Raw genomic sequence first — 21,783 nt, forward strand, 5'->3', positions numbered from 1 at the left:
CTCGCCGAAGCGGTGTAACAGTCGACATAGATGTTGGATGTTCCACCGTATTCGCGAGCAAGCCCCACACAATGGGTTTGCGGTGTATTCATGCGCTGAATGGCAGACAACCCTCAATACCGAGCTATCCTTGTGCCAGCCCATACTCGAATAAGAGGCCGCGCACATGAGTCTTTCCTCATTCAAGATCGCCCATAAACTGATCACCGGTGCCGCTGCCATCGAGCAATTGGCCGCGGAATTGACGCGTCTGGACGTCGACAACCCGCTGATCGTGACCGATGCGGCGCTGGTCAAGTCCGGCACCGTGGAACTGGCCCTGCAACATCTGGGCGGACGGGACTACGAGATTTTCGACCGAGTCATGCCGGACCCGGAAATCGCCATTGTCGAAGACTGCATGCAAGCCTATCGCGACGGTGGCCATGATGGCCTGATCGGGCTCGGCGGCGGCAGTGCGATCGACATCGCCAAGTGCGTGGGGGTCTATGCCGGTTACCACGGCGAGCTGCAAGATATGTTCGGTGTCGATCAGGTGCCGCGCAAAGGCCCGCCCATGATTGCCATCCCCACCACGGCCGGTACCGGTTCGGAAGTCACCAACGTGGCGATCCTCTCCGACAAGGCCGCGCAGCTGAAAAAAGGCATCGTCAGCGATTATCTGTTGCCGGACGTGGCGTTGGTCAGTCCGCAGATGACCCTCACATGCCCGCGCAGCGTCACGGCTGCCAGTGGTGTTGATGCGCTGGTACACGCCATCGAGGCCTACCTGTCACTCAATGCTTCGCCAATCACCGATGCCCTGGCCATCGGCGCAATCAAGCTGATCACCCGCGCGCTGCCCAAGGCCTATGCCAACCCGGCTCACCTGCAAGCCCGTGAAGACATGGCCACGGCCAGCCTGATGGCCGGCATGGCATTCGGCAATGCCGGGGTCGGGGCGGTGCATGCGCTGGCCTATCCGTTGGGCGGGCGCTTCCACGTGTCCCATGGCGTCGCCAACGCTTTGTTGCTGCCGTACGTCATGGCCTGGAACAAGATGGCGTGTGTCGAGCGCATGCGTGACATCGCCGAGGCCATGGGCATCAAGACCGCTCACTTGAGCGATCTCGAAGCTGCCGACGAGGCTGTGGAAGCCATGGTTGCGCTGTGTGCCGCCGTGGAAATTCCCCAAGGCCTCAGTAGCCTTGGCGTGACCGAGGATGTGATTCCATCCATGGCGGTGGAGGCTGCGGGAATAGAACGGCTAATGCGCAACAATCCGCGCAAACTGAGCGCCGCCGATATCGAGAAGATCTACCGCGCGGCGTATTGATCGATTACCACGGTGGGCGCGCCAAATCTTGAGGTATACAATGCGCGCCATCGTGATTTCGCTCAAAACAGGTGCGTCATGCAGCCCTTCGCTATTGCTCCGTCGATTCTCTCTGCCGACTTCGCCCGCCTGGGTGAGGAAGTGGACAACGTTCTGGCCGCCGGGGCCGACATCGTGCACTTCGATGTCATGGACAACCACTACGTGCCCAACCTGACCATCGGCCCGATGGTCTGCGCGGCGCTGCGCAAATACGGCGTCACCGCGCCGATTGACGCGCACCTGATGGTCAGCCCGGTGGACCGCATCGTCGGTGACTTCATCGAGGCCGGCGCGACATACATCACTTTCCACCCGGAAGCCACGCTGCATGTCGACCGTTCCCTGCAGTTGATTCGCGAAGGCGGTTGCAAGGCCGGCCTGGTGTTCAACCCAGCCACGCCCCTGGACGTGCTCAAGTACGTGATGGACAAGGTCGACATGATCCTGCTGATGAGCGTCAACCCAGGCTTCGGCGGGCAGAAGTTCATCCCGGGCACCCTCGACAAGTTGCGCGAAGCCCGTGCGCTGATCGATGCCTCGGGCCGTGATATCCGCCTGGAAATCGACGGTGGCGTGAACGTGAAGAATATCCGTGAAATCGCCGCGGCTGGCGCCGACACGTTTGTTGCGGGCTCGGCGATCTTCAATGCACCCGACTACAAAGAGGTGATTGCACAAATGCGCGCCGAACTGGCCCTGGCGCGCCCATGAGCGGCTTCGAGCAGCTGTTCCCCGGCAGCTTGCCGCGTCTGGTGATGTTTGACCTCGATGGCACATTGGTCGATTCGGTCCCGGACCTTGCGGCGGCGGTGGACACGATGCTGCTCAAACTTGGACGTCCGCCTGCCGGCCTCGACTCCGTGCGTCACTGGGTCGGCAACGGCGCGCCGATGCTGGTGCGTCGGGCCCTGGCCAATGACATCGACGCCCAAGGTGTCGATGATGCCGAGGCCGAGCGGGCGCTGGCGTTGTTCAATGACGCCTACGAAGACAATCACCAACTGACGGTGGTCTATCCCGGCGTGCGCTCCACCCTCAAGTGGCTGCAAAAGCAGGGTGTGGAAATGGCGCTGATTACCAACAAGCCGGAGCGCTTCGTTGCGCCGTTGCTGGACCAGATGAAAATCGGCCGCTACTTCCGCTGGATCATCGGCGGCGATACCTTGCCGCAGAAAAAACCGGATCCGGCCGCGCTGTTCTTCGTGATGAAAATGGCCAACATCCCGGCCTCCCAATCCTTGTTCGTCGGCGACTCGCGCAGTGATGTGCTGGCGGCCAAGGCGGCAGGGGTCAAATGCGTGGCGCTGAGTTACGGCTACAACCACGGCCGGCCAATCGCTGAAGAGTTTCCGACGCTGGTGATCGACGATTTGCGCCTGTTAATTCCCGGTTGCCTGGACCCGGTTGCTGAGATAACGTTGCCCGACGCTGTTCAATCCTCTTCTGGAAACGCCATCGTGGTGGTCACTCGCAAGCTCTGGATGAAAGTCATGAAAGCCCTGGCCCGCTGGCGTTGGCGCACCTGACGTGATCCTGGCCGGTTATCCGGCGTGTTTGCTTACCTGACTGTCAGCTCCTCTTGCCACGAGGCACCCCATGATCCGCGAAGAATTCCTGCGTCTAGCCGCTGCCGGCTACAACCGCATCCCCCTTGCTTGTGAAACCCTGGCCGATTTCGACACGCCGCTGTCGATCTATCTCAAGCTGGCCGACCAGCCCAACTCCTACTTGCTCGAATCGGTGCAGGGCGGCGAGAAATGGGGCCGTTATTCCATCATTGGCCTGCCGTGCCGTACGGTGCTGCGGGTCCATGACCATCGCATCAGCGTGACCCACGACGGTGTCGAAATCGAAAGCCTCGAAGTTGAAGACCCGTTGGCCTTCGTTGAAACCTTCAAGGCTCGTTACAACGTGCCAACCATCCCTGGCCTGCCGCGCTTCAACGGTGGCCTGGTGGGGTATTTCGGCTACGACTGCGTGCGCTACGTGGAAAAACGCCTGGGCACCTGCCCGAACCCCGATCCGCTAGGCGTGCCGGACATTTTGCTGATGGTGTCTGACGCGGTTGTCGTTTTCGACAACCTCGCCGGCAAGATGCACGCCATCGTCCTGGCCGATCCGTCCCAGGAAGATGCCTACGAGCAAGGTCAACAAAGCCTGCAAGCACTGTTGGAAAAGTTACGTCAGCCGATCGCTCCGCGTCCCGGTCTGGACTTCAGCAAGCAGTCGGCAGCCGACCCGGTGTTCCGTTCCAGCTTCACCCAGAACGATTACGAGCGGGCCGTCGATACCATCAAGGAGTACATCCTCGCCGGTGACTGCATGCAGGTCGTGCCGTCGCAACGGATGTCCATCGACTTCAAGGCCGCCCCCATCGATCTTTATCGGGCGCTGCGCTGTTTCAACCCGACGCCCTACATGTACTTCTTCAACTTCGGCGACTTCCATGTCGTGGGCAGTTCGCCGGAAGTGCTGGTGCGGGTCGAAGACAACCTGATCACCGTGCGGCCGATCGCCGGCACTCGTCCCCGTGGCGCCACGGAGGAGGCTGATCGGGCACTGGAAGAGGACCTGCTGTCGGACGACAAGGAAATCGCCGAGCACCTGATGCTGATCGACCTGGGGCGCAACGACACCGGGCGGGTCTCGGAAATCGGGTCGGTGAAGCTCACCGAGAAGATGGTCATCGAGCGCTACTCCAACGTGATGCACATCGTCTCCAACGTCACCGGCCAGTTGAAGGCCGGGTTGACGGCGATGGACGCCTTGCGGGCGATCCTGCCGGCGGGCACCTTGTCCGGTGCGCCGAAAATCCGTGCGATGGAAATCATCGACGAACTGGAGCCGGTCAAGCGGGGCGTGTACGGCGGGGCCGTGGGTTACTTTGCCTGGAACGGCAACATGGACACCGCCATTGCCATTCGCACCGCCGTCATCAAGAACGGCGAACTGCATGTGCAGGCTGGCGGCGGCATCGTCGCCGACTCGGTGCCGGCGCTGGAGTGGGAAGAAACCCTGAACAAGCGCCGGGCCATGTTCCGCGCCGTGGCACTGGCCGAGCAGACCTCCAGCAACTGACCCGCCCTGACGCGACGTAGGCGTTATGTAGAAGCTATGTAGAAGCTATGTAGGAGCTGTCGAGTGCAACGAGGCTGCGATCTTTCCCCTGACAATTGAGTCATGATCAAAAGATCAAAAGATCAAAAGATCGCAGCCTTCGGCAGCTCCTACAGAAGCAGGTCGCCCTTTGTTAGAAATCCAGGCTGACCCCCAGGCTTACCCCTTGCTGGGTCAGGTCATCGTCCTTGCGCAGCGTATAACCGCCCCGCAGCGCCAAGTCGTTGGTCAACTTGTGGCTGACCCCCAGGCTCAGGCGATTCAGGTGGCTCTGTGGCGTGTAGCCTTCCAGGGTGAAGTCGTTGACTGGCAGGCTATTGAGGGCGATGTTCACTTTTTGTGTGTCGTCTTCGTACTCGCGTTCGTGGGCATATTCGCCAAACACCTGAGTCTGTCGGGTGATGTTGTATTTGCCTTGCAAGCCAATGCCCAGGCGTTTTGAGTCGCGGGTCTGGTCATCAAAGGTCAGGGCAGTGGAACGGCTGCTCTTTTCCGAATAGCCATCGACTTCCACCTTCGCATAGTCAGCGCTGATGAATGGCGAGAGGTGCCACTCGCTGCCAGGCTGGGCGATGTCGTAGCCCACCCGCGTGCTGAATGCCCATAGACGGCCATCCGTGTCGCCTTTCTCCTGCGCTTCGTTGACACCCAAGTCGAACTTGCGCTCCAGGTTGTCGTAGTCGAGCTTGCCGCCGGTCAGTGCCGCATCGGCCCACCAGCGGTTTTGCTGGAACTGGGCGAAAGCGCTCGCCAGGTAGCTGTTGAGCTTGTACTTCGAATCGTTATGGCCTGCTTCCATGTCCTGGCGGTAGAGACCGGCGGCGACACCTACGCGCCACGCGTCGTTGAGGCGATAGCTGCCGCCGATGTTCAGGCTGTAGCCGCTGCCGTCGGCGCTGGCGCCGCTGCCCTGGCTGTCCATGTCCAGATGCTGGCCGCCGCCGGCGACGATGGCTCGCCATTGGCCGACTGCCTGCCAGTTCTCCCAGTCCGATTGCCACTGGCTGCGTAACTCGTCCTGGTGGGCGCGTAGGGTCGAATGGGCCATTTCCGGCAGCAGCGTCAGCTCCCATGGCGCCGCGAGCAGGGAATAGGCGTAGTCGGCGATCAGTTTTTGCCCGGTTTCGGTTGGATGAACCGCGTCGTTGTAGATCAATTTGCTGGGATCAGGCGTGGCACTGTTGATGCCATAGGTGGCGTTTTCCGTGCAGCCGTTGCCGCTGAAGCAGGTCGCGGTGAGGTTCTCGCCAGTGGCGAGGCCAAATCTTGCCGGTTCGGCGAAGCTTTCCTTCAGCAAAAGCGGAATGTTCAACGCAATGATTTGAGCGTCGATACCTTGCAGTCGCGTGATCAGCTGTTGGTTGAACTGGTTGCCCAGTTGCGAAAAGACGTCTTGCAAAGGACCGCCGTTGAGGCCTGGGGTCAGGCCCAGGTCGGGCAACAACCAGACCATCACATAGCGGGCACCGGCCGTTTGCAGCCCCTGGACGCTGTCGGCCAGGCGGTCTGCGGCAGCGTTCGCTTGTGCAGGGTTCAGCACCAGGCCTTGAAGGAAGTCGTTACCACCACCGGAAATGTAATAAAGCGCATTCGGATCGGCGCGCAGGTCATTGGACTGCAGATAGCCGGGACGGCTGCGCTCGCCGGTGTCGGACGCGCCGGTAATCGATTCGAGGATCTGGTCGGTACGATAACCGCCCACCGCCCAGTTGTTGCCGTCTGCCAGCCCCTCGCTGGCGCGGACCGCCGAAGTGGAAGCGGCGGTCTCGTCGGCGGAATAGCCCAGGCGCCCACCAAGCAACTGGGTGGAGTTGGCGGAATAGGCTTCGCCGCTGCCGTCGGTATAGATCGGACCGGTTCGGTTGGTATAGCGCTCGGTGGAGCCGGGTGGACCGTTCGGATCGGCGAGCTGACCAGCGTCGTTGAGGCTGTCGCCGAACACGATGAATGTGGAATAAGGGTTGGGAGCGGCGCTCGCCTGGGCGCAGGCTATTGCCAGCAGGCAACCGGCAATCGGTACGAACAACGTCTTCTTTATCATGGGAAAGTCCGTTTTATTTTATTTTTGTTAGAAAACGAAACGACAGTACCAAAAGCTTCCGGCGTTTTGTCATCTATCCGGAACGGCGTGATTGTTTCAAAGCCCTTCGGGAACGGTCATATTGCGTGCTCCGCCCAGCTAAGCTACTGTGCCGGAACGTATGAACGAGACTTCCCCTGTGTCGATTGTCAGCAAACTTCTGGATCAAATGATCAAGGCACACGCCCGCTGGCGTTGGCGCGCCTGAACATTCTCCGCCGGCCTTGCCGGACCTGTACCGATTTACCTTCTTTACCCGCTTGTTAGAGCCGCTTCGCTGGCGTATCACTTACTTCGCCACGCGCAGCAGGGTGCGGCTCGCTCTCTGAAGGCTGTATTTAAAGTCAGTGAATTCAATAGGTTGCTTACGCCATGTTGCTGATGATCGATAACTACGACTCTTTTACCTACAACGTTGTGCAATACCTCGGCGAGCTGGGCTCTGAGGTCAAGGTCGTGCGCAACGACGAATTGACCATCGCCGAAATCGAAGCCCTCAGGCCTGAACGCATCGTGGTTTCGCCCGGCCCGTGCACGCCGACCGAAGCGGGTATTTCCATCGACGCCATCAAGTATTTCGCCGGCAAGCTGCCGATCCTGGGTGTTTGCCTGGGGCATCAGTCGATTGGCCAAGCGTTCGGCGGTGACGTGGTGCGTGCCCGACAAGTCATGCACGGTAAGACTAGCCCGGTATTCCACGAGGACAAGGGCGTGTTCGAGGGGCTGAATCATCCGCTTACCGTAACCCGCTACCACTCCCTGGTCGTCAAGCGTGAAACTCTGCCTGACTGCCTGGAGCTGACGGCCTGGACCCAGCTTGAAGACGGCTCGGTCGATGAAATCATGGGGTTGCGCCACAAGACATTGAATATCGAGGGTGTGCAATTCCATCCCGAGTCTATTCTCACCGAGCAGGGCCACGAACTGTTCGCCAACTTTCTCAAACAAACCGGCGGCACGCGCTAAGGACTTTTCATGGATATCAAGACAGCCCTGAGCCGTATCGTCGGCCATCTCGACCTGAGCACCGACGAGATGCGCGACGTGATGCGCGAAATCATGACCGGCCAATGCTCGGATGCGCAGATCGGCGCGTTCATGATGGCCATGCGCATGAAGAGTGAGAGCATCGATGAAATCGTGGGTGCGGTTTCGGCGATGCGTGAGCTGGCGGACAAGGTCGAGCTCAAGACGCTGGACGGTGTGGTGGATGTCGTCGGTACCGGCGGTGACGGCGCTAACATCTTTAACGTCTCCACTGCTTCGTCGTTTGTTGTCGCGGCGGCCGGTTGCACCGTTGCCAAACACGGTAATCGGGCAGTTTCCGGCAAGAGCGGCAGTGCCGATCTGCTGGAGGCGGCCGGCATTTACCTGAACCTGACGCCGATTCAAGTCGCGCGCTGTATCGACAATGTTGGCATTGGTTTCATGTTTGCCCAGACCCATCACAGCGCCATGAAGCACGCCGCCACGCCGCGCCGTGAGCTGGGGCTGCGTACGCTGTTCAACATGCTCGGCCCGCTTACGAATCCGGCCGGCGTGAAACATCAGGTAGTCGGAGTGTTCAGCCAGGCGTTGTGCCGACCATTGGCTGAAGTCTTGCAACGCCTGGGCAGCAAGCACGTGCTGGTGGTCCATTCGAAGGATGGGTTGGATGAATTCAGCCTCGCGGCGCCTACATTCGTGGCCGAACTGAAAAATGATCAGATCAGTGAGTATTGGGTCGAACCTGAAGACCTCGGCATAAAGAGCCAGAGCCTGCACGGGCTGGCGGTCGATGGCCCGGCCCAGTCGCTGGAGCTGATTCGCGATGCCCTGGGTCGTCGCAAGACTGAGAATGGCCAGAAAGCCGCTGAGATGATTGTGCTTAATGCCGGCGCTGCGTTGTACGCCGCCGACCACGCCAGCAGCCTCAAGCAAGGCGTGGAACTGGCCCATGATGCGTTGCACACTGGCCTGGCCAGGGAAAAGCTCGAAGAGTTGGGTGCATTTACCGCTGTATTCAAAGTGGAGAACGAAGGATGAGCGTGCCAACGGTTCTGGAAAAGATTCTGACTCGCAAGGCCCAGGAAGTGGCCGAGCGCAGCGCTCGGGTCAGTCTGGCCGAGCTGGAAAACCTGGCGCGTTCAGCGGATGCGCCGCGCGGCTTTGCCCAGGCTCTGATCGATCAGGCCAAGAAAAAACAGCCGGCGGTGATTGCCGAAATCAAGAAGGCGTCCCCCAGCAAGGGCGTAATTCGTGAACACTTCGTCCCGACCGATATCGCGCGAAGCTACGAGAAGGGTGGTGCAACCTGTCTCTCGGTGTTGACCGACATCGATTTTTTCCAAGGGGCCGATGATTACCTGAAGCAGGCGCGGGCGGCCTGCAAGCTGCCGGTGATCCGCAAGGATTTCATGATCGACCCGTACCAGATCGTCGAGGCGCGTGCGTTGGGCGCCGATTGCGTGCTGCTGATCGTTTCCGCCTTGGACGACGTGAAAATGGCCGAGCTGGCTGCGGTTGCCAAAGGCGTCGGGCTGGATGTTCTGGTGGAAGTCCATGATGGTGACGAGTTGGAGCGAGCCCTGAAAACCCTCGATACCAAACTGGTCGGCGTGAACAATCGCAACCTGCATACTTTCGAAGTTAACCTGGAAACCACCTTGGACCTGTTGCCGCGCATTCCTCGCGATCGCCTAGTCATCACCGAAAGCGGCATCCTCAACCGGGCCGATGTCGAGCTGATGGAGGTTAGTGATGTGTACTCGTTCCTGGTGGGCGAAGCGTTCATGCGCGCCGAGAACCCGGGTACGGAGTTGCAGCGACTGTTCTTTCCTGAACGAGGCCTGCCGGTGAGCGGCTCGACGCTGGACTGATCCATGTCGCCTGTGATTTCCCTGACCGTTGAAGCTGGCCTGCAAGCCGAACAGGATCTGTTGGCCCGCATCTGTGCGGGCCCCGCCGAGTTCGGCCTGCTGTTCTGGCAGCCCAACGATCGTGCGCTGGTGATGCCGCGTCGCTTGAGTCGCCTGCCGGGGTTTGAACACGCCTGTGAAATATCGGCCGCCCATGGTTGGCCGGTTTTGTTGCGTGAAACGGGTGGCGAACCGGTGCCGCAGTCAGCCGCTACGGTCAATATCGCTCTGGTCTACGCACCACCGCGCAGCGAAGGTGACCACGGACGTATCGAAACCGGGTATCGCCGGTTGTGCGATCCCATCTGTCAGCTGTTGGACGAGTTGGGCGGGGCGGCTTCGCTGGGAGAGGTGGCAGGGGCTTTTTGTGACGGGCGCTTCAACGTCAACCTCGACGGCCGGAAAATGGTGGGCACCGCTCAGCGCTGGCGCCAGAGCAAGGGTGGTCAACGTCCGGTGGGTCTGGTTCATGGCGCGCTTTTGCTGGAGAACGAGCGCGAATCCATGGTCACGGCAGTCAATCGCTTCAATGAGGCTTGCGACTTGGAGCAGCGAGTGCGGGCCGAGAGCCATATTGCCCTGCATGAGAAATTCCCGGCGCCTCACGCGCTGGAGCGACTTGACGCTTTGTACCGGGAGTTGCTGAGCAATCTGCTGGGCGCTTAACGCGTTCCGAACACCACCATGGTCTTGCCTTTGACGCTGACCAGGTTGCGCTCTTCCAGATCTTTGAGAACGCGACCGACCATTTCACGTGAACAACCGACAATCCGACCAATCTCTTGGCGGGTTACCTTGATCTGCATGCCGTCCGGGTGGGTCATGGCATCGGGCTGCTTGCACAGTTCCAACAGGCAACGTGCGACACGTCCGGTGACGTCGAAAAATGCGAGATCGCCGACCTTGCGGGTGGTATTGCGCAGTCGCTGTGCGATTTGTCCGCTGAGGACGTAAAGAATGTCCGGGTCTTGCAGGGACAGTTCTCGGAATTTGGCGTAGCTGATTTCCGCAACTTCACATTCAATCTTGGTCCGCACCCAAGCACTACGTTCCTGTTCCTTGCCCGCCTGTTCGAACAACCCCAGCTCGCCGAAGAAATCTCCGGAATTGAGGTAGGCGATGATCATTTCCCGACCGTCGTCATCTTCTATGAGGATAGTGACCGAGCCCTTGATGATGAAAAACAGCGTTTCGGAACGATCTCCCGCACAAATGATGTTGTGTTTGGCTGGATGACGGCGGCGCTGGCAATGCATCAAGAGCTTGTCGAGATTCTTGATCTTGAGCGTGGGAGTAATGGCAACCATGGTTGTATCCCGAAAGACTGCGCGGTGTGGTGGTTTGGTTTTTATAGACGCGAATAGCTATTGCTAAAAGCTGGCCATACGCCATCGAGTTGGCGCCAGCTTAACAGAGGCATCCCTATTTGATTTGAGAATTTACCTACATGCTGGCAGGTCAGGTCTCCTAAGACGGAGGGCAGTCATGTCGGAGCGCTGTGCTAAGCTGGCGACCCTTTTTTAACAGTGGAGTCTTGGCGATGAAGGCACGCATCCAATGGGCTGGCGAAGCCATGTTCCTCGGTGAGTCAGGCAGTGGTCATGTGGTCGTCATGGACGGCCCGCCAGAGGCCGGTGGGCGGAACCTGGGGGTTCGGCCGATGGAAATGCTCCTGCTGGGCGTCGGCGGCTGCAGCAACTTTGACGTGGTCAGCATTCTTAAAAAGTCCCGCCAGGCCGTCGAAAGCTGCGAAGCTTTCCTGGAGGCAGAACGTGCTACTGAAGATCCCAAAGTGTTTACCAATATCCACATGCACTTCGTGGTGAAGGGGCGAGCCCTGAAGGAAGCCCAGGTCAAGCGCGCCATTGAGTTGTCCGCCGAGAAATACTGCTCGGCTTCGATCATGCTCGGCGCCGCCGGGGTCGAAATCACCCACGATTATGAAATCGTCGAGTTGGGTTGAGAGTCGATAGTTAATCGCAACGGCCTGCGACTGCTCGTGCTGACGTTTTCGATTTGAAATAAAGGCGACACCCTTTGGGGGAGTCGCCTTTTTAAATTTCCGTGGGAATGAACGATTCAGTCCCTGATCGCCGTCAAATCCGATAGGTGCTCTTGGTCATGACCTTGGCCAGCAGGCTCATGCCGAACTTCACCGGGGCAGGAAAACGGAAGCCACCTGCCTCTAGCGCACTCTCGGCATGGTGTTCCTCGTCCACGCGCATCTGCTCGAGGATCGCCCGGGATTTTTCATCTTCGGCCGGCAGTTGTTCGAGGTGTTCGTTCAAATGCTTGCACACTTGATGCTCGGTCGCCGCAACGAAACCGAGGCTGACTTTGTCGCTGATCAGCCCGGCAACGGCGCCGATCCCGAATGACATCCCATAGAACACCGGGTTCAGGACGCTGGTATGACTGCCCAGTTGGCGAATCCGTTGTTCACACCAGACCAGATGGTCGATTTCTTCCTCGGCGGCATGCTCCATTGCCTCACGCACTTGCGGTAGCTTCGCTGTCAGCGCCTGGCCCTGATACAGCGCCTGGGCACAGACTTCGCCTGTGTGGTTGATACGCATCAGTCCGGCGACGTGGCGGGTTTGCTCGTCACTCAGTTGCGCGTCCGGCTGCACGATAGCCGGTGATGGGCGGTACGGCTGGCCACTGAAGGGCAGCAGCGTGCGCATCGCGGTATCGGCTTGCAGTAACAGACGGTCAATCGGCGAGTAGTGACGTTGGGTAGTCATGCTTACCTCCGGGAAAAATCACAGCGGCCAGTTTAACCTAATCGACCGCCGAAGATTTGCGTTGGGTCAGGGGTATCAGCCCGGCGGCCAGTTCATCTGGCGCTGCCCCAGCACATGCATATGAATGTGATAGACCGTTTGCCCACCCAGTTCATTGCAATTCATCACCACGCGAAAACCTTCTTCACAGCCCAATTCAAGCGCCAGGCGCTGAGCAGTGAACAAAATGTGTCCAGCCAGGCCTTTGTCTTCTTCGGCCAGGTTATTGAGGGTGCGGATCGGTTTTTTCGGTATGACCAAAAAATGTACAGGCGCCTGGGGGGCGATGTCGTGGAAGGCCAATACCTGGTCATCCTCGTAAATGATCTTTGCCGGGATTTCCCGGTTGATGATCTTGGTGAACAGAGTATCCACAGCTGTTTTCTCCATTGGGTTCGTCGAGGTCGGGGGTATGAGGGCTTCGGTTTAGGCGCCTAGTGGTTCAACTTGAAGAGATTAGCGCGGGCAATAAGCCTTGTTGATCATGCCGGTGATGGTTCGGACCAGCCATCGCGACCCTAGCCGCGGCAGTGCGGCCAGCCAGCGGTTGCGGCATCCGGGAATGATGATGGCGCGGTTGCGGTCCAGCGCGCGCACGGCGTACAGGGCCACTTCCTCCGGGCTCATCAGCAACTGGCGGTCGATGAGTTTCTGTTCGTCCATCTGCGCCCTGGAAAAAAAGCTGGTTCGGGTTGGGCCGGGGCACAGCACCGAGACCTTGATCGCACATTTTTTCAGTTCAACCCGCAGGGCTTCGGAGAAATGCAGCACATAGGCCTTGCTGGCGTAATAGGTACTCATCCAGGGGCCGGGCTGGAACGCGGCAAGCGAGGCGACGTTGAGGATCTGGCCGCCGCCAAGCAGCGCCATGCTGTTACCAACGGCATGGCAAAGCCGTGTCAGGGCGAGGATGTTGACTTCGATCAGATCTTGTTCGGTCATCCAGTCCTGGCCCAGGAACGGCCCGCTGGTGCCGATGCCTGCACAATTGACCAGCAGGTCGATCTGCCGCTCACCTTCCTCCAACTCCAGGAGAAAGCCTGAAAGCCTCAGTGGCTCTCCCAGGTCGCAAGCCCGGAACAACACTTCCACGCCAAAGCGCTGGGTCAGTTCGATTGCAATACTTTCCAGCCGATCACGCTGTCGAGCCACCAGTATCAGGTTGCGGCCGCGCCGTGCCAGCGCTTCGGCCATGGCCAGGCCAATGCCGCTGGAAGCGCCGGTGATCAGTGCGTAACGGGTCATGCAGTTCTCCATCGCAACAGCCCGCCGCCCGCTGACTGGGCTGTCACCGGCATGAAGCGCGCTTATTGTTCCTCTTGTTCATAGTCTACAGAAGGCGAGGCGGGCTCGGCTGCTTCGACGGCTGGTTCTTCGGTGGTTTCGTTGCTGAACTCGCTGCTTTCATAGCTGCTTAGGCTGCTGCTGTCGTAGTCCTCTTGGAGGGCTCCGAAGATGCCGGCAAAGGTCGCCAGGAAAACCAAGACGAGCATCACAATCCAAAGCGACGCCAGCAATTTGACCGCCGTGGAGTTGCGCGGTGGTGGCGGACCATACTGGTTTGCACCGGTATTGCCTGGGGCAATGATGAGGATGAACGGGAAGATGCTGCCCACGAATGGAACGAGGTTGACCAGCCACAACCACCCCGACCAGCCGAGATCATGCAGTCGCTGGACGTTGAACTGGATGCTCACGAAGGCAAAGGCAAGTACAACGGCTGCGCCAAGCAGGCCGCCGACGACCAGCGCAGCTGTCGAGTTGGAGGCCAATAGCCAGGCTGTGGCTAACCAGAAGCCCAGGCCGGCCAAGGGCAGCATGGTGAGGGTCAACACCATGGTCCAGGCCAGGTAACGCAAACGCCCGATACGGCCATCGAAGCTGAAGGGTTTTAGCGTGCTGTACTCGGCGAGCGCTTCACCCACTTCGGCGCGGGGAGGCGCGTACGGCGAGACGGGGTCGACGATCGACTCTGGATGGCGTCCGCCCGCCTGTTGCGGCGACTCCTGTACTTCGCCAAGGCTCAGTTGGAGGGTGGGTTCGGCTTCGATTCGGGCATCGATTCCGCTCTTGTTGAGCGCTTCCAGGTACTGCTGGGCTTCGTTCTGGGACAGGTTGCTTTTAAGGGCAACCTTGCGACCCGTGAACAGCCGTTCAATGGCGCTGATATCGCTTTTGAACAGTTGGGCGAGGTTGAGTTTGGCTGTGGTGGTATCGACGCCCGGCATCAGGCTTCCGTCGAATACGATGTTGAAACGGGTTTCGTTCATGCCCGGCATCCTTGTCTCTGAAAGTTAGATAACTGTCTTTATGGGGGGCTCGCGCGGGGCCATTGCCCGCCAAGCTGCGCCGCCCGGGCATGTGCCTGACGGTATTCTTCATCCAGGCGTGCCACCAACTGATCGACGCTGGGCAAATCATCGATTTCACCCACGCCCTGGCCCGCGGACCATACGGTTTTCCAGGCTTTGGCTTCATCGTTCAGTGGTTTGAGTTTTGAGCCAGAATCCACCTCGGCCTTGTTCTGCAGGGCGGCTAGATCGAAACCGGCGTTCTCCAGGCTCTGGCGCATGAAACTGGCCGGCACTCCGGATACAGCGGGAGTATGCACGATGTCCGCGGCTCTGGATGTGAGCAACATCTCTTTATAGGCGTCAGGGGCGTGGCTTTCGTTCGTACCGATAAAGCGCGTACCGAAGTAGGCTAGATCGGCGCCGAGCAGTTGTGCGGCCAAAATCTGATGGCCGTGGTTCAGGCATCCTGCAAGCAGCACGGTTTTGTCGAAAAACTGGCGAATCTCGGCGACTAGTGAAAACGGGCTCCAGGTTCCGGCGTGTCCGCCTGCGCCGGCGGCCACGGCAATCAAGCCATCGACACCGGCTTCGGCGGCTTTCTCGGCATGACGCCGGGTGGTCACGTCATGGAACACCAGTCCGCCATATCCATGGACGGCATCGACCAACTCCTTCACCGCGCCCAGGCTGGTGATGACAATAGGCACCTTGTGTTCGATGCAGATGGCCAAGTCGGCCTGAAGCCGCGGATTGCTGTGATGGACGATCAGGTTCACGGCATAGGGGGCTGGATTTTTCAGGGGCGCCAGGCCTGCTTCGATTTCCTCCAGCCATGCCTTGAAACCACTGCTTTCGCGCTGGTTCAACGCCGGAAAGCTGCCGACGATGCCATTGCGGCAGCAGGCCAACACCAGTTGCGGATTGGAAATCAGGAACATTGGCGCTGCCACGACGGGCAGGCGCAAACGTTGTTCAAGCAGAGCGGGCAACGACATCGCTAGTACCCCGGATAATGGATGCTGATTGGAGATTAGAACGGTCGGACCACGACCAGAATTACGATAGCCAGCAATATCAGAACCGGCACTTCATTGAACCAGCGATAAAAGACATGGCTGCGGGTGTTTTCGCCACGGGCGAAGCGCTTCACCTGGGCGCCGCACATATGGTGGTAACCGATCAGCAGTACGACCAGGGTCAGCTTGGCGTGCATCCAGCCACCTTGGGTGAAGTAGGCGCCGGCGTTGAGGCTGAGCAGCCAGATACCGAATACCAGGGTGGCAATCATCGCTGGGCCCATGATGCCGCGATACAACTTGCGCTCCATGACGCTGAAACGTTCTTTGCTGACGCTGTCCTCGCTTTGGGCGTGATACACAAATAGGCGAGGCAGGTAGAACAGGCCGGCGAACCAGCAGACCATGCTGACGATGTGAAGTGCTTTGAGCCACAGATAGAGCATTTTTAGTTATTCCCATAATTCACGGTAGCCCGATAGTAGAGGTTAGAGCGGCCACACGTCACCTTGACGGTTGTCGCCGCGCCCTGCGGCCCCTATCATCGACGGCTTTCCAGTGGGTTCGTTGAGGGCAGGTTTATGGTCAAGGTCGGTATTGTCGGCGGCACGGGGTACACCGGTGTCGAACTGCTGCGTCTGTTGGCACAGCATCCGCAGGCTGAGGTGGTGGTCATCACCTCCCGATCCGAGGCCGGCCTGGCCGTCGCCGACATGTATCCGAACCTGCGAGGGCATTACGACGGTCTGGCGTTCAGCGTTCCGGACATCAAGACCCTCGGTGCCTGCGATGTGGTGTTCTTCGCCACGCCCCATGGTGTCGCCCACGCCTTGGCAGGTGAACTGCTGGCCGCCGGGACCAAGGTCATCGACCTGTCGGCGGACTTCCGCCTGCAGGACGCCGATGAATGGGCCAAGTGGTACGGCCAGCCCCACGGTGCGCCGGAACTGCTTGATGAGGCGGTCTACGGCTTGCCGGAAGTCAATCGCGAGAAAATCAGGCAGGCACGATTGATCGCCGTACCGGGTTGCTATCCGACGGCCACACAGTTGGGGTTCTTGCCTCTGCTTGAAGCAGGCCTTGCCGATGCCTCGCGTCTGATTGCCGACTGCAAGTCCGGTGTCAGCGGTGCCGGGCGCGGAGCCAGTGTCGGCTCGCTGTATTCCGAAACGTCGGAAAGCATGAAGGCATACGCGGTCAAGGGGCATCGCCACCTGCCAGAAATTCGCCAGGGATTGCGCCGGGCCGCGGGCAAGGAGGTCGGCCTGACCTTCGTGCCGCACCTGACGCCGATGATTCGTGGCATCCACTCCACGCTTTATGCAACCGTCGTCGATCGTTCGGTTGACCTGCAGGCGTTGTTTGAAAAGCGTTACGCCAACGAGCCGTTCGTCGACGTAATGCCGGCCGGCAGCCATCCGGAAACCCGCAGCGTGCGCGGTGCGAACGTTTGCCGGATCGCCGTGCATCGTCCGCAGGATGGGGATCTGGTGGTGGTGTTGTCGGTCATCGATAACCTGGTCAAGGGCGCGTCCGGCCAGGCAGTGCAAAACCTGAATATCCTGTTCGGGCTGGATGAGCACTTGGGGCTATCCCATGCGGGGATGTTGCCGTAACGGCGGCCACACCGCTTCAGGTTGGCAGCTACACGCTTGAAGCTTGTAGCTCGCCGCTGTTCTTCTAAATAGTTGACCGATTTTCTAGGAGAAGCGGATAATGCCCGCCATCACGCATTATGGCGGCGTAAGCGCCGGGAGATATTCAGCATGAGCGTCGAAACCTTCACCCCCACGGCTTTGCAATTCACCCACGGTGCTGCGCACAAGGTGAAGAGCCTGGTCGATGAAGAGGGCAATGATCGTTTGAAGCTGCGCGTATTTGTAACGGGTGGCGGTTGTTCCGGTTTTCAGTACGGTTTCACTTTTGATGAAGAAGTGGCCGAAGATGACACGATCGTCGAGCGCGAAGGGGTCAGCCTAGTGGTCGATCCGATGAGCTTCCAGTACCTGGCGGGTGCCGAGGTGGATTATCAGGAAGGCCTGGAAGGTTCGCGTTTCGTGATCAAGAACCCTAACGCGACCACGACCTGTGGGTGCGGTTCTTCGTTTTCGATCTGAGTGCTTCAGTAAAAAAGCCGCAGTGCCTTACGGCCCTGCGGCTTTTTTTGTCCGCGATTATTGGATTCAGGCCGGATAGATGGCGCCGAGTACGCGCAGGCCGCGGGCGCCGGTGACACTTGGGCGGTTGCCTGGAATACCTTCAAGACAACAATGAGCAAGCCAGGCGAACGCCATGGCTTCAACCCAATCCGGGTCTACGCCGTACACAGCTGTACTGCTGACTTTGGCGTCCGGCAGCCAGTCAGCCAGGCGCTTCATGAGCGTCTGGTTATGTGCGCCGCCGCCACAGACCAGCAACTCCTGAGTATTGGATTGGGCATGTTGGAGCGATTCGACGATGGTCAGGGCTGTCAGTTCGAGCAATGTTGCCTGTACGTCTTCTGGGGTGAAGGCTGGCAACTGCGACAAATGCTGTGTCAGCCAAGGCAGGTTAAATACTTCGCGTCCGGTACTTTTCGGACCCTTGGTGACGAAGAAGGGGTCGCTGAGCAGTGTTTTGAGTAGAACGGGTTCGACCTTCCCACTGGCAGCCCATTGGCCGTTGCGATCGAAATGCTCGCCTCGTTGTTGGTGTATCCAGGCATCAAGCAATACGTTGCCTGGGCCACAGTCGAAACCGGCTACTGGTTTTTCGGGCTCTATCAGGCTGAGATTGCTGAAACCGCCGACATTCAGCACGGCGCGACTGCCGACTCGTTCTTCGAACAGTGCTTCGTGAAACGCTGGAACCAGCGGGGCGCCTTGTCCTCCGGCGGCGACATCACGACTGCGGAAATCGCTGACGATGGTGATGCCGGTCAATTCGCTCAACAAGGCCGGATTACCAATCTGTACGGTAAATCCGCGGGCGGGTTCATGGCGGATGGTCTGGCCGTGGCTGCCAACTGCTGTGATGTCTTCGGGCTTGAGTTTCTGTTCGTTGAGTAGGGTATGGATACCCTGTGCAGCCAGCTTTACCCAGCTTTGCTGGGCAATGGCGGAGCGGGCGATCTCATCGGGCCCACTGCTGCACAATCCGAGCAATTCGGTGTGCAGGGCGACGGGCATCGGGATGTAGTGCGTGGCGATCAATTTGATCGCCGGGGTCAGTTCGATCAGTGCGATATCCAAGCCATCCAGGCTGGTCCCGGACATTACACCGATATAGAGGGCCATGGCTTAGCGCTTGCTCGAGGCCAGCAGCGTGGCTTTCTCTTGATCCATGCGGGCCATCAAGGGGTGGCTTTGAGCCAGGAAGCGCGCGCGCTCGGCCTTGGCGATCGGGTCGGCCATCGGCAACTTCTGGCCTAGTGGATCGACGTGGACGCCATTGACCTGGAACTCATAGTGCAAGTGTGGGCCGGTGGACAGGCCGGTAGTGCCGATGTACCCGATCACCTGGCCTTGCTTGACGGTGCCGCCCGTCTTCACTCCTTTGGCGAACCCCTGCATGTGGCCGTACAGCGTGCGGTAGGTATTACCGTGCTGGATGATCACGGTGTTGCCGTAACCGCCGCGACGTCCGGCCAGCAATACCTTGCCGTCGCCGGCAGCCTTGATTGGCGTGCCGCGGGGAGCTGCGTAGTCGACACCTTTATGGGCGCGGATCTTGTTCAGGATCGGATGCTTGCGGCCTACCGAGAACCTCGAGCTGATGCGTGCGAAATCAACCGGCGTACGGATGAACGCTTTCCGCATGCTGTTGCCGTCGGCGGTGTAGTAGCTGCTGTTGCCTTGCTTGTTGGTGTAACGCACCGCGGTATATGTTTTGCCGCGGTTGGTGAAGCGCGCGGAGAGAATCGGGCCGTTGCCGACGCTCTTTCCATTGACCACTTTCTGTTCATAGATGACGTCAAACTCGTCACCCTGGCGAATGTCTTGGGCGAAGTCGATGTCGTAGCCGAATACGCTGGCCATGTCCATGGTCAGGCTGTGGGAGAGGCCTGCGCGTGCAGCCGACTGAGACAATGAACTGTTAATGACGCCGTGAGCGTAGGCCGAGCGGACGGTAGGTCTGGTAATGATGCGATTGAATGCATACCCCTTGTCGTTTCTGGTTACGGTGATGCTTTCCAGATCGCTCAGCTTGGTGTGCAGGTTGCTCAGCTGTCCGTCTGGATTGAGTTCGAATTCGAGTTTCTGACCGCGTTGCAGTTGAGCGAATTGCTTGGCTTGCTTGTCGCTGGCCAGGATTTCATGGACCGAAGTCGGGGGCAGGCCTACCTTTTCGAAGAGGGTGGAAAGGGTGTCGCCCTTGGCAACAACCACTTCGAGATGCTCTGGCCCTGTCTTTTTTTCTGCCGCAGGCGCTTCTGCCTGAGCGGCGCCCTCGTTGGTGTCTTCCGGGCTGTTTTCAATCTGCGCAAAAGGAGAGGCGGCCGGTTCGTTTGTGGCTTGAACGGTTTCGCCGGCGTCTTGTTCTCGTGTCAGTTGTTCAGCAGGGCTTTCCAGTTCAAGACTCAGAGTCGTCTTTTTGGCTTCAACATCGCTGGAGGGAAACACCAGGAGCGCCAGGCTAAGGAGGGCTGCAATGCCACTTGCGGCAAGCAGGTGGGTCTTTGGGTAAAGCGGCGGCGCTTTAGACGGTTCTGTGATCATAGGTAGTTTTGACTTTTGAAAAGATGAATTGGAAAAGATGAATGACATGATGAAGATGAAATAACTGTATAAAATATAACCAAAACCCCTGCGAAGCAAGCCCGCGGACGCTCTGTTCTGTGGATTGGCGTCCGCGCGCCGGGCAAACCTTGTATTTGGTGCGCGATCTTGTATGGTTGGGGCCCTTTGAATCTGAGCCTTACGGGTCTGTTATGAAGTCGGTTGAAGAGCAGCTAGCGCTGATCAAACGTGGTGCGGAAGAACTGTTGGTCGAGTCCGAGCTGATCGAAAAGCTCAAGCGCGGGCAGCCGCTGCGTATCAAGGCTGGTTTCGATCCGACGGCGCCCGATCTGCACCTGGGTCATACCGTGCTTATTAATAAGCTGCGCCAGTTTCAGGATCTGGGGCACCAGGTCATCTTCCTTATAGGTGACTTTACCGGGATGATCGGTGATCCGAGCGGTAAGAGTGCTACGCGTCCACCGCTGACTCGTGAGCAGGTTCTCGATAACGCCGAGACCTACAAGACTCAGGTTTTCAAGATTCTTGATCCGACCAAGACTGAAGTGGCTTTCAACTCTACTTGGATGGATCAGATGGGGCCGGCGGACTTCATTCGTCTGACGTCTCAGTACACCGTGGCTCGCATGCTCGAGCGCGATGATTTCGACAAGCGCTATAAATCCAATCAGCCAATTGCGATTCATGAGTTTCTCTATCCGCTTGTGCAGGGCTATGACTCGGTCGCGTTGCGTGCGGACGTTGAGCTCGGCGGTACCGACCAGAAGTTCAACCTGTTGATGGGGCGTGAGCTGCAGCGCGGTTATGGTCAGGAGGCGCAGTGCATCTTGACCATGCCGTTGCTGGAAGGCCTGGATGGTGTGAAGAAGATGTCCAAGTCGCTGGGCAACTACGTAGGTATCCAGGAGGCGCCGGGTGTCATGTACAGCAAGTTGGTCTCCATTCCTGATGTGCTGATGTGGCGTTACTTCGAGCTGTTGAGTTTCCGGTCCATGGATGAGATCAATGCGTTCCGTGCGGATGTGGAGGCGGGGGCTAATCCGCGAGACATCAAGATCAAACTGGCCGAGGAGATCGTTGCTCGTTTCCATGGTGAGGAGGCTGCGGCCAGTGCTCATCGTGCGGCGGGTAATCGTATGAAGGATGGCGAGCTGCCGGATGATTTGCCGGAGATTGAGCTGGCTGCTGCCGAGGATATGCCGATTGCGGCAGTGCTTAATAAGGCGGGCCTGGTCAAGAATGCAGCGGTGGCGCGAGACCTTCTGGGTTCGGGCGGTGTGCGTATAGATGGTGAGGTTGTGGATCGCACCTATATGTATGAGCTGGGCGCTACTCATGTATGCCAAGCCGGCAAGAAGGCTTTCGCACGTATTACGCTGAAATCAGAACAGAGCTGAAAATAGGTGTTGACGGCAGATTCTGGACGTCTATAATTCGCCCCACTTCCGGCGCAGTCGAAACGGAAAACTCCTTGAGATTCAATGAGTTAAGTAGGTTTCGAAAGTGTTGGGCTTCAGGTCA

General features: G+C 58.8%; 22 protein-coding genes. 12 read left to right on the plus strand and 10 right to left on the minus strand.

What is annotated here, in order from left to right:
* Positions 1 to 166 precede the first annotated feature (166 nt).
* The 4 genes from AACY31_RS23095 to trpE all read left to right on the plus strand — a co-directional run bounded on the left by AACY31_RS23095 (position 167) and on the right by trpE (position 4,435).
* Positions 167 to 1,315 (plus strand): iron-containing alcohol dehydrogenase, encoded by a 1,149-nt coding sequence (locus AACY31_RS23095; protein ID WP_339477132.1) that lies wholly within the window; start codon positions 167 to 169, stop codon positions 1,313 to 1,315.
* A 78-nt stretch (positions 1,316 to 1,393) separates the two neighbouring features.
* The gene (rpe, locus tag AACY31_RS23100) at positions 1,394 to 2,068 is read left to right on the plus strand and encodes a ribulose-phosphate 3-epimerase (protein WP_339477130.1); all 675 of its coding nucleotides are present in this window, start codon (positions 1,394 to 1,396) and stop codon (positions 2,066 to 2,068) included.
* Complete coding sequence (locus AACY31_RS23105; RefSeq protein WP_339477127.1) at positions 2,065 to 2,883, plus strand: phosphoglycolate phosphatase; 819 nt, start codon at positions 2,065 to 2,067, stop codon at positions 2,881 to 2,883. The genes rpe and AACY31_RS23105 overlap by 4 nt, the downstream gene beginning before the upstream one ends.
* Before the next feature lie 70 nt (positions 2,884 to 2,953).
* Positions 2,954 to 4,435 (plus strand): anthranilate synthase component I, encoded by a 1,482-nt coding sequence (gene trpE / locus AACY31_RS23110; RefSeq protein ID WP_339477124.1) that lies wholly within the window; start codon positions 2,954 to 2,956, stop codon positions 4,433 to 4,435.
* A 172-nt stretch (positions 4,436 to 4,607) separates the two neighbouring features.
* On the opposite strand, the gene estP is transcribed toward trpE, so the two are convergent.
* Positions 4,608 to 6,515, minus strand: coding sequence for an esterase EstP (estP, locus tag AACY31_RS23115; RefSeq protein ID WP_339477122.1), 1,908 nt, complete (start codon positions 6,513 to 6,515; stop codon positions 4,608 to 4,610).
* Positions 6,516 to 6,926: 411 nt separating this feature from the next.
* On the opposite strand from estP, the gene AACY31_RS23120 reads away from it, so the two are divergent.
* From AACY31_RS23120 to AACY31_RS23135, 4 genes are read left to right on the plus strand one after another with little or no spacing between them, the layout of a single operon-like run.
* The gene (locus AACY31_RS23120) at positions 6,927 to 7,520 is read left to right on the plus strand and encodes an aminodeoxychorismate/anthranilate synthase component II (protein WP_339477119.1); all 594 of its coding nucleotides are present in this window, start codon (positions 6,927 to 6,929) and stop codon (positions 7,518 to 7,520) included.
* Between the two features lie 9 nt (positions 7,521 to 7,529).
* The gene (gene trpD, locus AACY31_RS23125) at positions 7,530 to 8,579 is read left to right on the plus strand and encodes an anthranilate phosphoribosyltransferase (RefSeq protein ID WP_339477117.1); all 1,050 of its coding nucleotides are present in this window, start codon (positions 7,530 to 7,532) and stop codon (positions 8,577 to 8,579) included.
* Positions 8,576 to 9,412 (plus strand): indole-3-glycerol phosphate synthase TrpC, encoded by an 837-nt coding sequence (gene trpC / locus AACY31_RS23130; protein WP_339477115.1) that lies wholly within the window; start codon positions 8,576 to 8,578, stop codon positions 9,410 to 9,412. The genes trpD and trpC overlap by 4 nt, the downstream gene beginning before the upstream one ends.
* A gap of 3 nt (positions 9,413 to 9,415) precedes the next feature.
* Positions 9,416 to 10,117, plus strand: a complete 702-nt coding sequence (locus AACY31_RS23135) for a lipoate--protein ligase family protein (RefSeq protein WP_339477113.1) — start codon at positions 9,416 to 9,418, stop codon at positions 10,115 to 10,117.
* Here AACY31_RS23135 and crp read toward each other — a convergent pair.
* On the minus strand, positions 10,114 to 10,758 hold the full coding sequence (crp, locus tag AACY31_RS23140) for a cAMP-activated global transcriptional regulator CRP (RefSeq protein ID WP_339477111.1): 645 nt from the start codon (positions 10,756 to 10,758) through the stop codon (positions 10,114 to 10,116). The genes AACY31_RS23135 and crp overlap by 4 nt on opposite strands.
* Positions 10,759 to 10,991: 233 nt before the next feature.
* On the opposite strand from crp, the gene AACY31_RS23145 reads away from it, so the two are divergent.
* On the plus strand, positions 10,992 to 11,414 hold the full coding sequence (locus tag AACY31_RS23145; protein WP_339477106.1) for an OsmC family protein: 423 nt from the start codon (positions 10,992 to 10,994) through the stop codon (positions 11,412 to 11,414).
* Between the two features lie 133 nt (positions 11,415 to 11,547).
* Here the strand turns inward: AACY31_RS23145 and coq7 are convergent, their stop codons facing one another.
* The 6 genes from coq7 to hemJ all read right to left on the minus strand — a co-directional run bounded on the left by coq7 (position 11,548) and on the right by hemJ (position 15,990).
* A complete protein-coding gene (coq7, locus tag AACY31_RS23150; protein WP_339477104.1) occupies positions 11,548 to 12,195 on the minus strand; it encodes a 2-polyprenyl-3-methyl-6-methoxy-1,4-benzoquinone monooxygenase in 648 nt (215 codons plus the stop codon).
* Between the two features lie 75 nt (positions 12,196 to 12,270).
* Positions 12,271 to 12,609 (minus strand): histidine triad nucleotide-binding protein, encoded by a 339-nt coding sequence (locus tag AACY31_RS23155; RefSeq protein WP_339477103.1) that lies wholly within the window; start codon positions 12,607 to 12,609, stop codon positions 12,271 to 12,273.
* 81 nt (positions 12,610 to 12,690) lie between these two features.
* Positions 12,691 to 13,479: an SDR family NAD(P)-dependent oxidoreductase gene (locus AACY31_RS23160; protein WP_339477101.1), complete on the minus strand. Its 789-nt coding sequence runs from the start codon at positions 13,477 to 13,479 to the stop codon at positions 12,691 to 12,693.
* A gap of 62 nt (positions 13,480 to 13,541) precedes the next feature.
* Positions 13,542 to 14,504: a DUF805 domain-containing protein gene (locus tag AACY31_RS23165; protein ID WP_339505127.1), complete on the minus strand. Its 963-nt coding sequence runs from the start codon at positions 14,502 to 14,504 to the stop codon at positions 13,542 to 13,544.
* Positions 14,505 to 14,542: 38 nt separating this feature from the next.
* On the minus strand, positions 14,543 to 15,523 hold the full coding sequence (locus AACY31_RS23170) for an NAD(P)H-dependent flavin oxidoreductase (protein ID WP_339477096.1): 981 nt from the start codon (positions 15,521 to 15,523) through the stop codon (positions 14,543 to 14,545).
* Between the two features lie 35 nt (positions 15,524 to 15,558).
* On the minus strand, positions 15,559 to 15,990 hold the full coding sequence (gene hemJ / locus AACY31_RS23175) for a protoporphyrinogen oxidase HemJ (protein ID WP_003206117.1): 432 nt from the start codon (positions 15,988 to 15,990) through the stop codon (positions 15,559 to 15,561).
* 135 nt (positions 15,991 to 16,125) lie between these two features.
* Between hemJ and argC the strand changes: the two genes are divergently transcribed.
* Together argC and erpA are read left to right on the plus strand one after the other, a co-directional pair.
* Positions 16,126 to 17,160, plus strand: coding sequence for an N-acetyl-gamma-glutamyl-phosphate reductase (gene argC, locus AACY31_RS23180; protein WP_339477092.1), 1,035 nt, complete (start codon positions 16,126 to 16,128; stop codon positions 17,158 to 17,160).
* Between the two features lie 150 nt (positions 17,161 to 17,310).
* Positions 17,311 to 17,661, plus strand: a complete 351-nt coding sequence (gene erpA / locus AACY31_RS23185; RefSeq protein ID WP_003177727.1) for an iron-sulfur cluster insertion protein ErpA — start codon at positions 17,311 to 17,313, stop codon at positions 17,659 to 17,661.
* 66 nt (positions 17,662 to 17,727) lie between these two features.
* Here the strand turns inward: erpA and AACY31_RS23190 are convergent, their stop codons facing one another.
* Positions 17,728 to 18,819 (minus strand): anhydro-N-acetylmuramic acid kinase, encoded by a 1,092-nt coding sequence (locus tag AACY31_RS23190; RefSeq protein ID WP_339477088.1) that lies wholly within the window; start codon positions 18,817 to 18,819, stop codon positions 17,728 to 17,730.
* A gap of 3 nt (positions 18,820 to 18,822) precedes the next feature.
* On the minus strand, positions 18,823 to 20,241 hold the full coding sequence (locus AACY31_RS23195; protein WP_339477086.1) for a peptidoglycan DD-metalloendopeptidase family protein: 1,419 nt from the start codon (positions 20,239 to 20,241) through the stop codon (positions 18,823 to 18,825).
* 212 nt (positions 20,242 to 20,453) lie between these two features.
* Between AACY31_RS23195 and tyrS the strand changes: the two genes are divergently transcribed.
* The gene (gene tyrS / locus AACY31_RS23200) at positions 20,454 to 21,659 is read left to right on the plus strand and encodes a tyrosine--tRNA ligase (protein WP_339491534.1); all 1,206 of its coding nucleotides are present in this window, start codon (positions 20,454 to 20,456) and stop codon (positions 21,657 to 21,659) included.
* Positions 21,660 to 21,783 lie beyond the last annotated feature (124 nt).

This window comes from Pseudomonas sp. RL_105y_Pfl2_101 (assembly GCF_963970585.1).
Taxonomy (GTDB): domain Bacteria; phylum Pseudomonadota; class Gammaproteobacteria; order Pseudomonadales; family Pseudomonadaceae; genus Aquipseudomonas.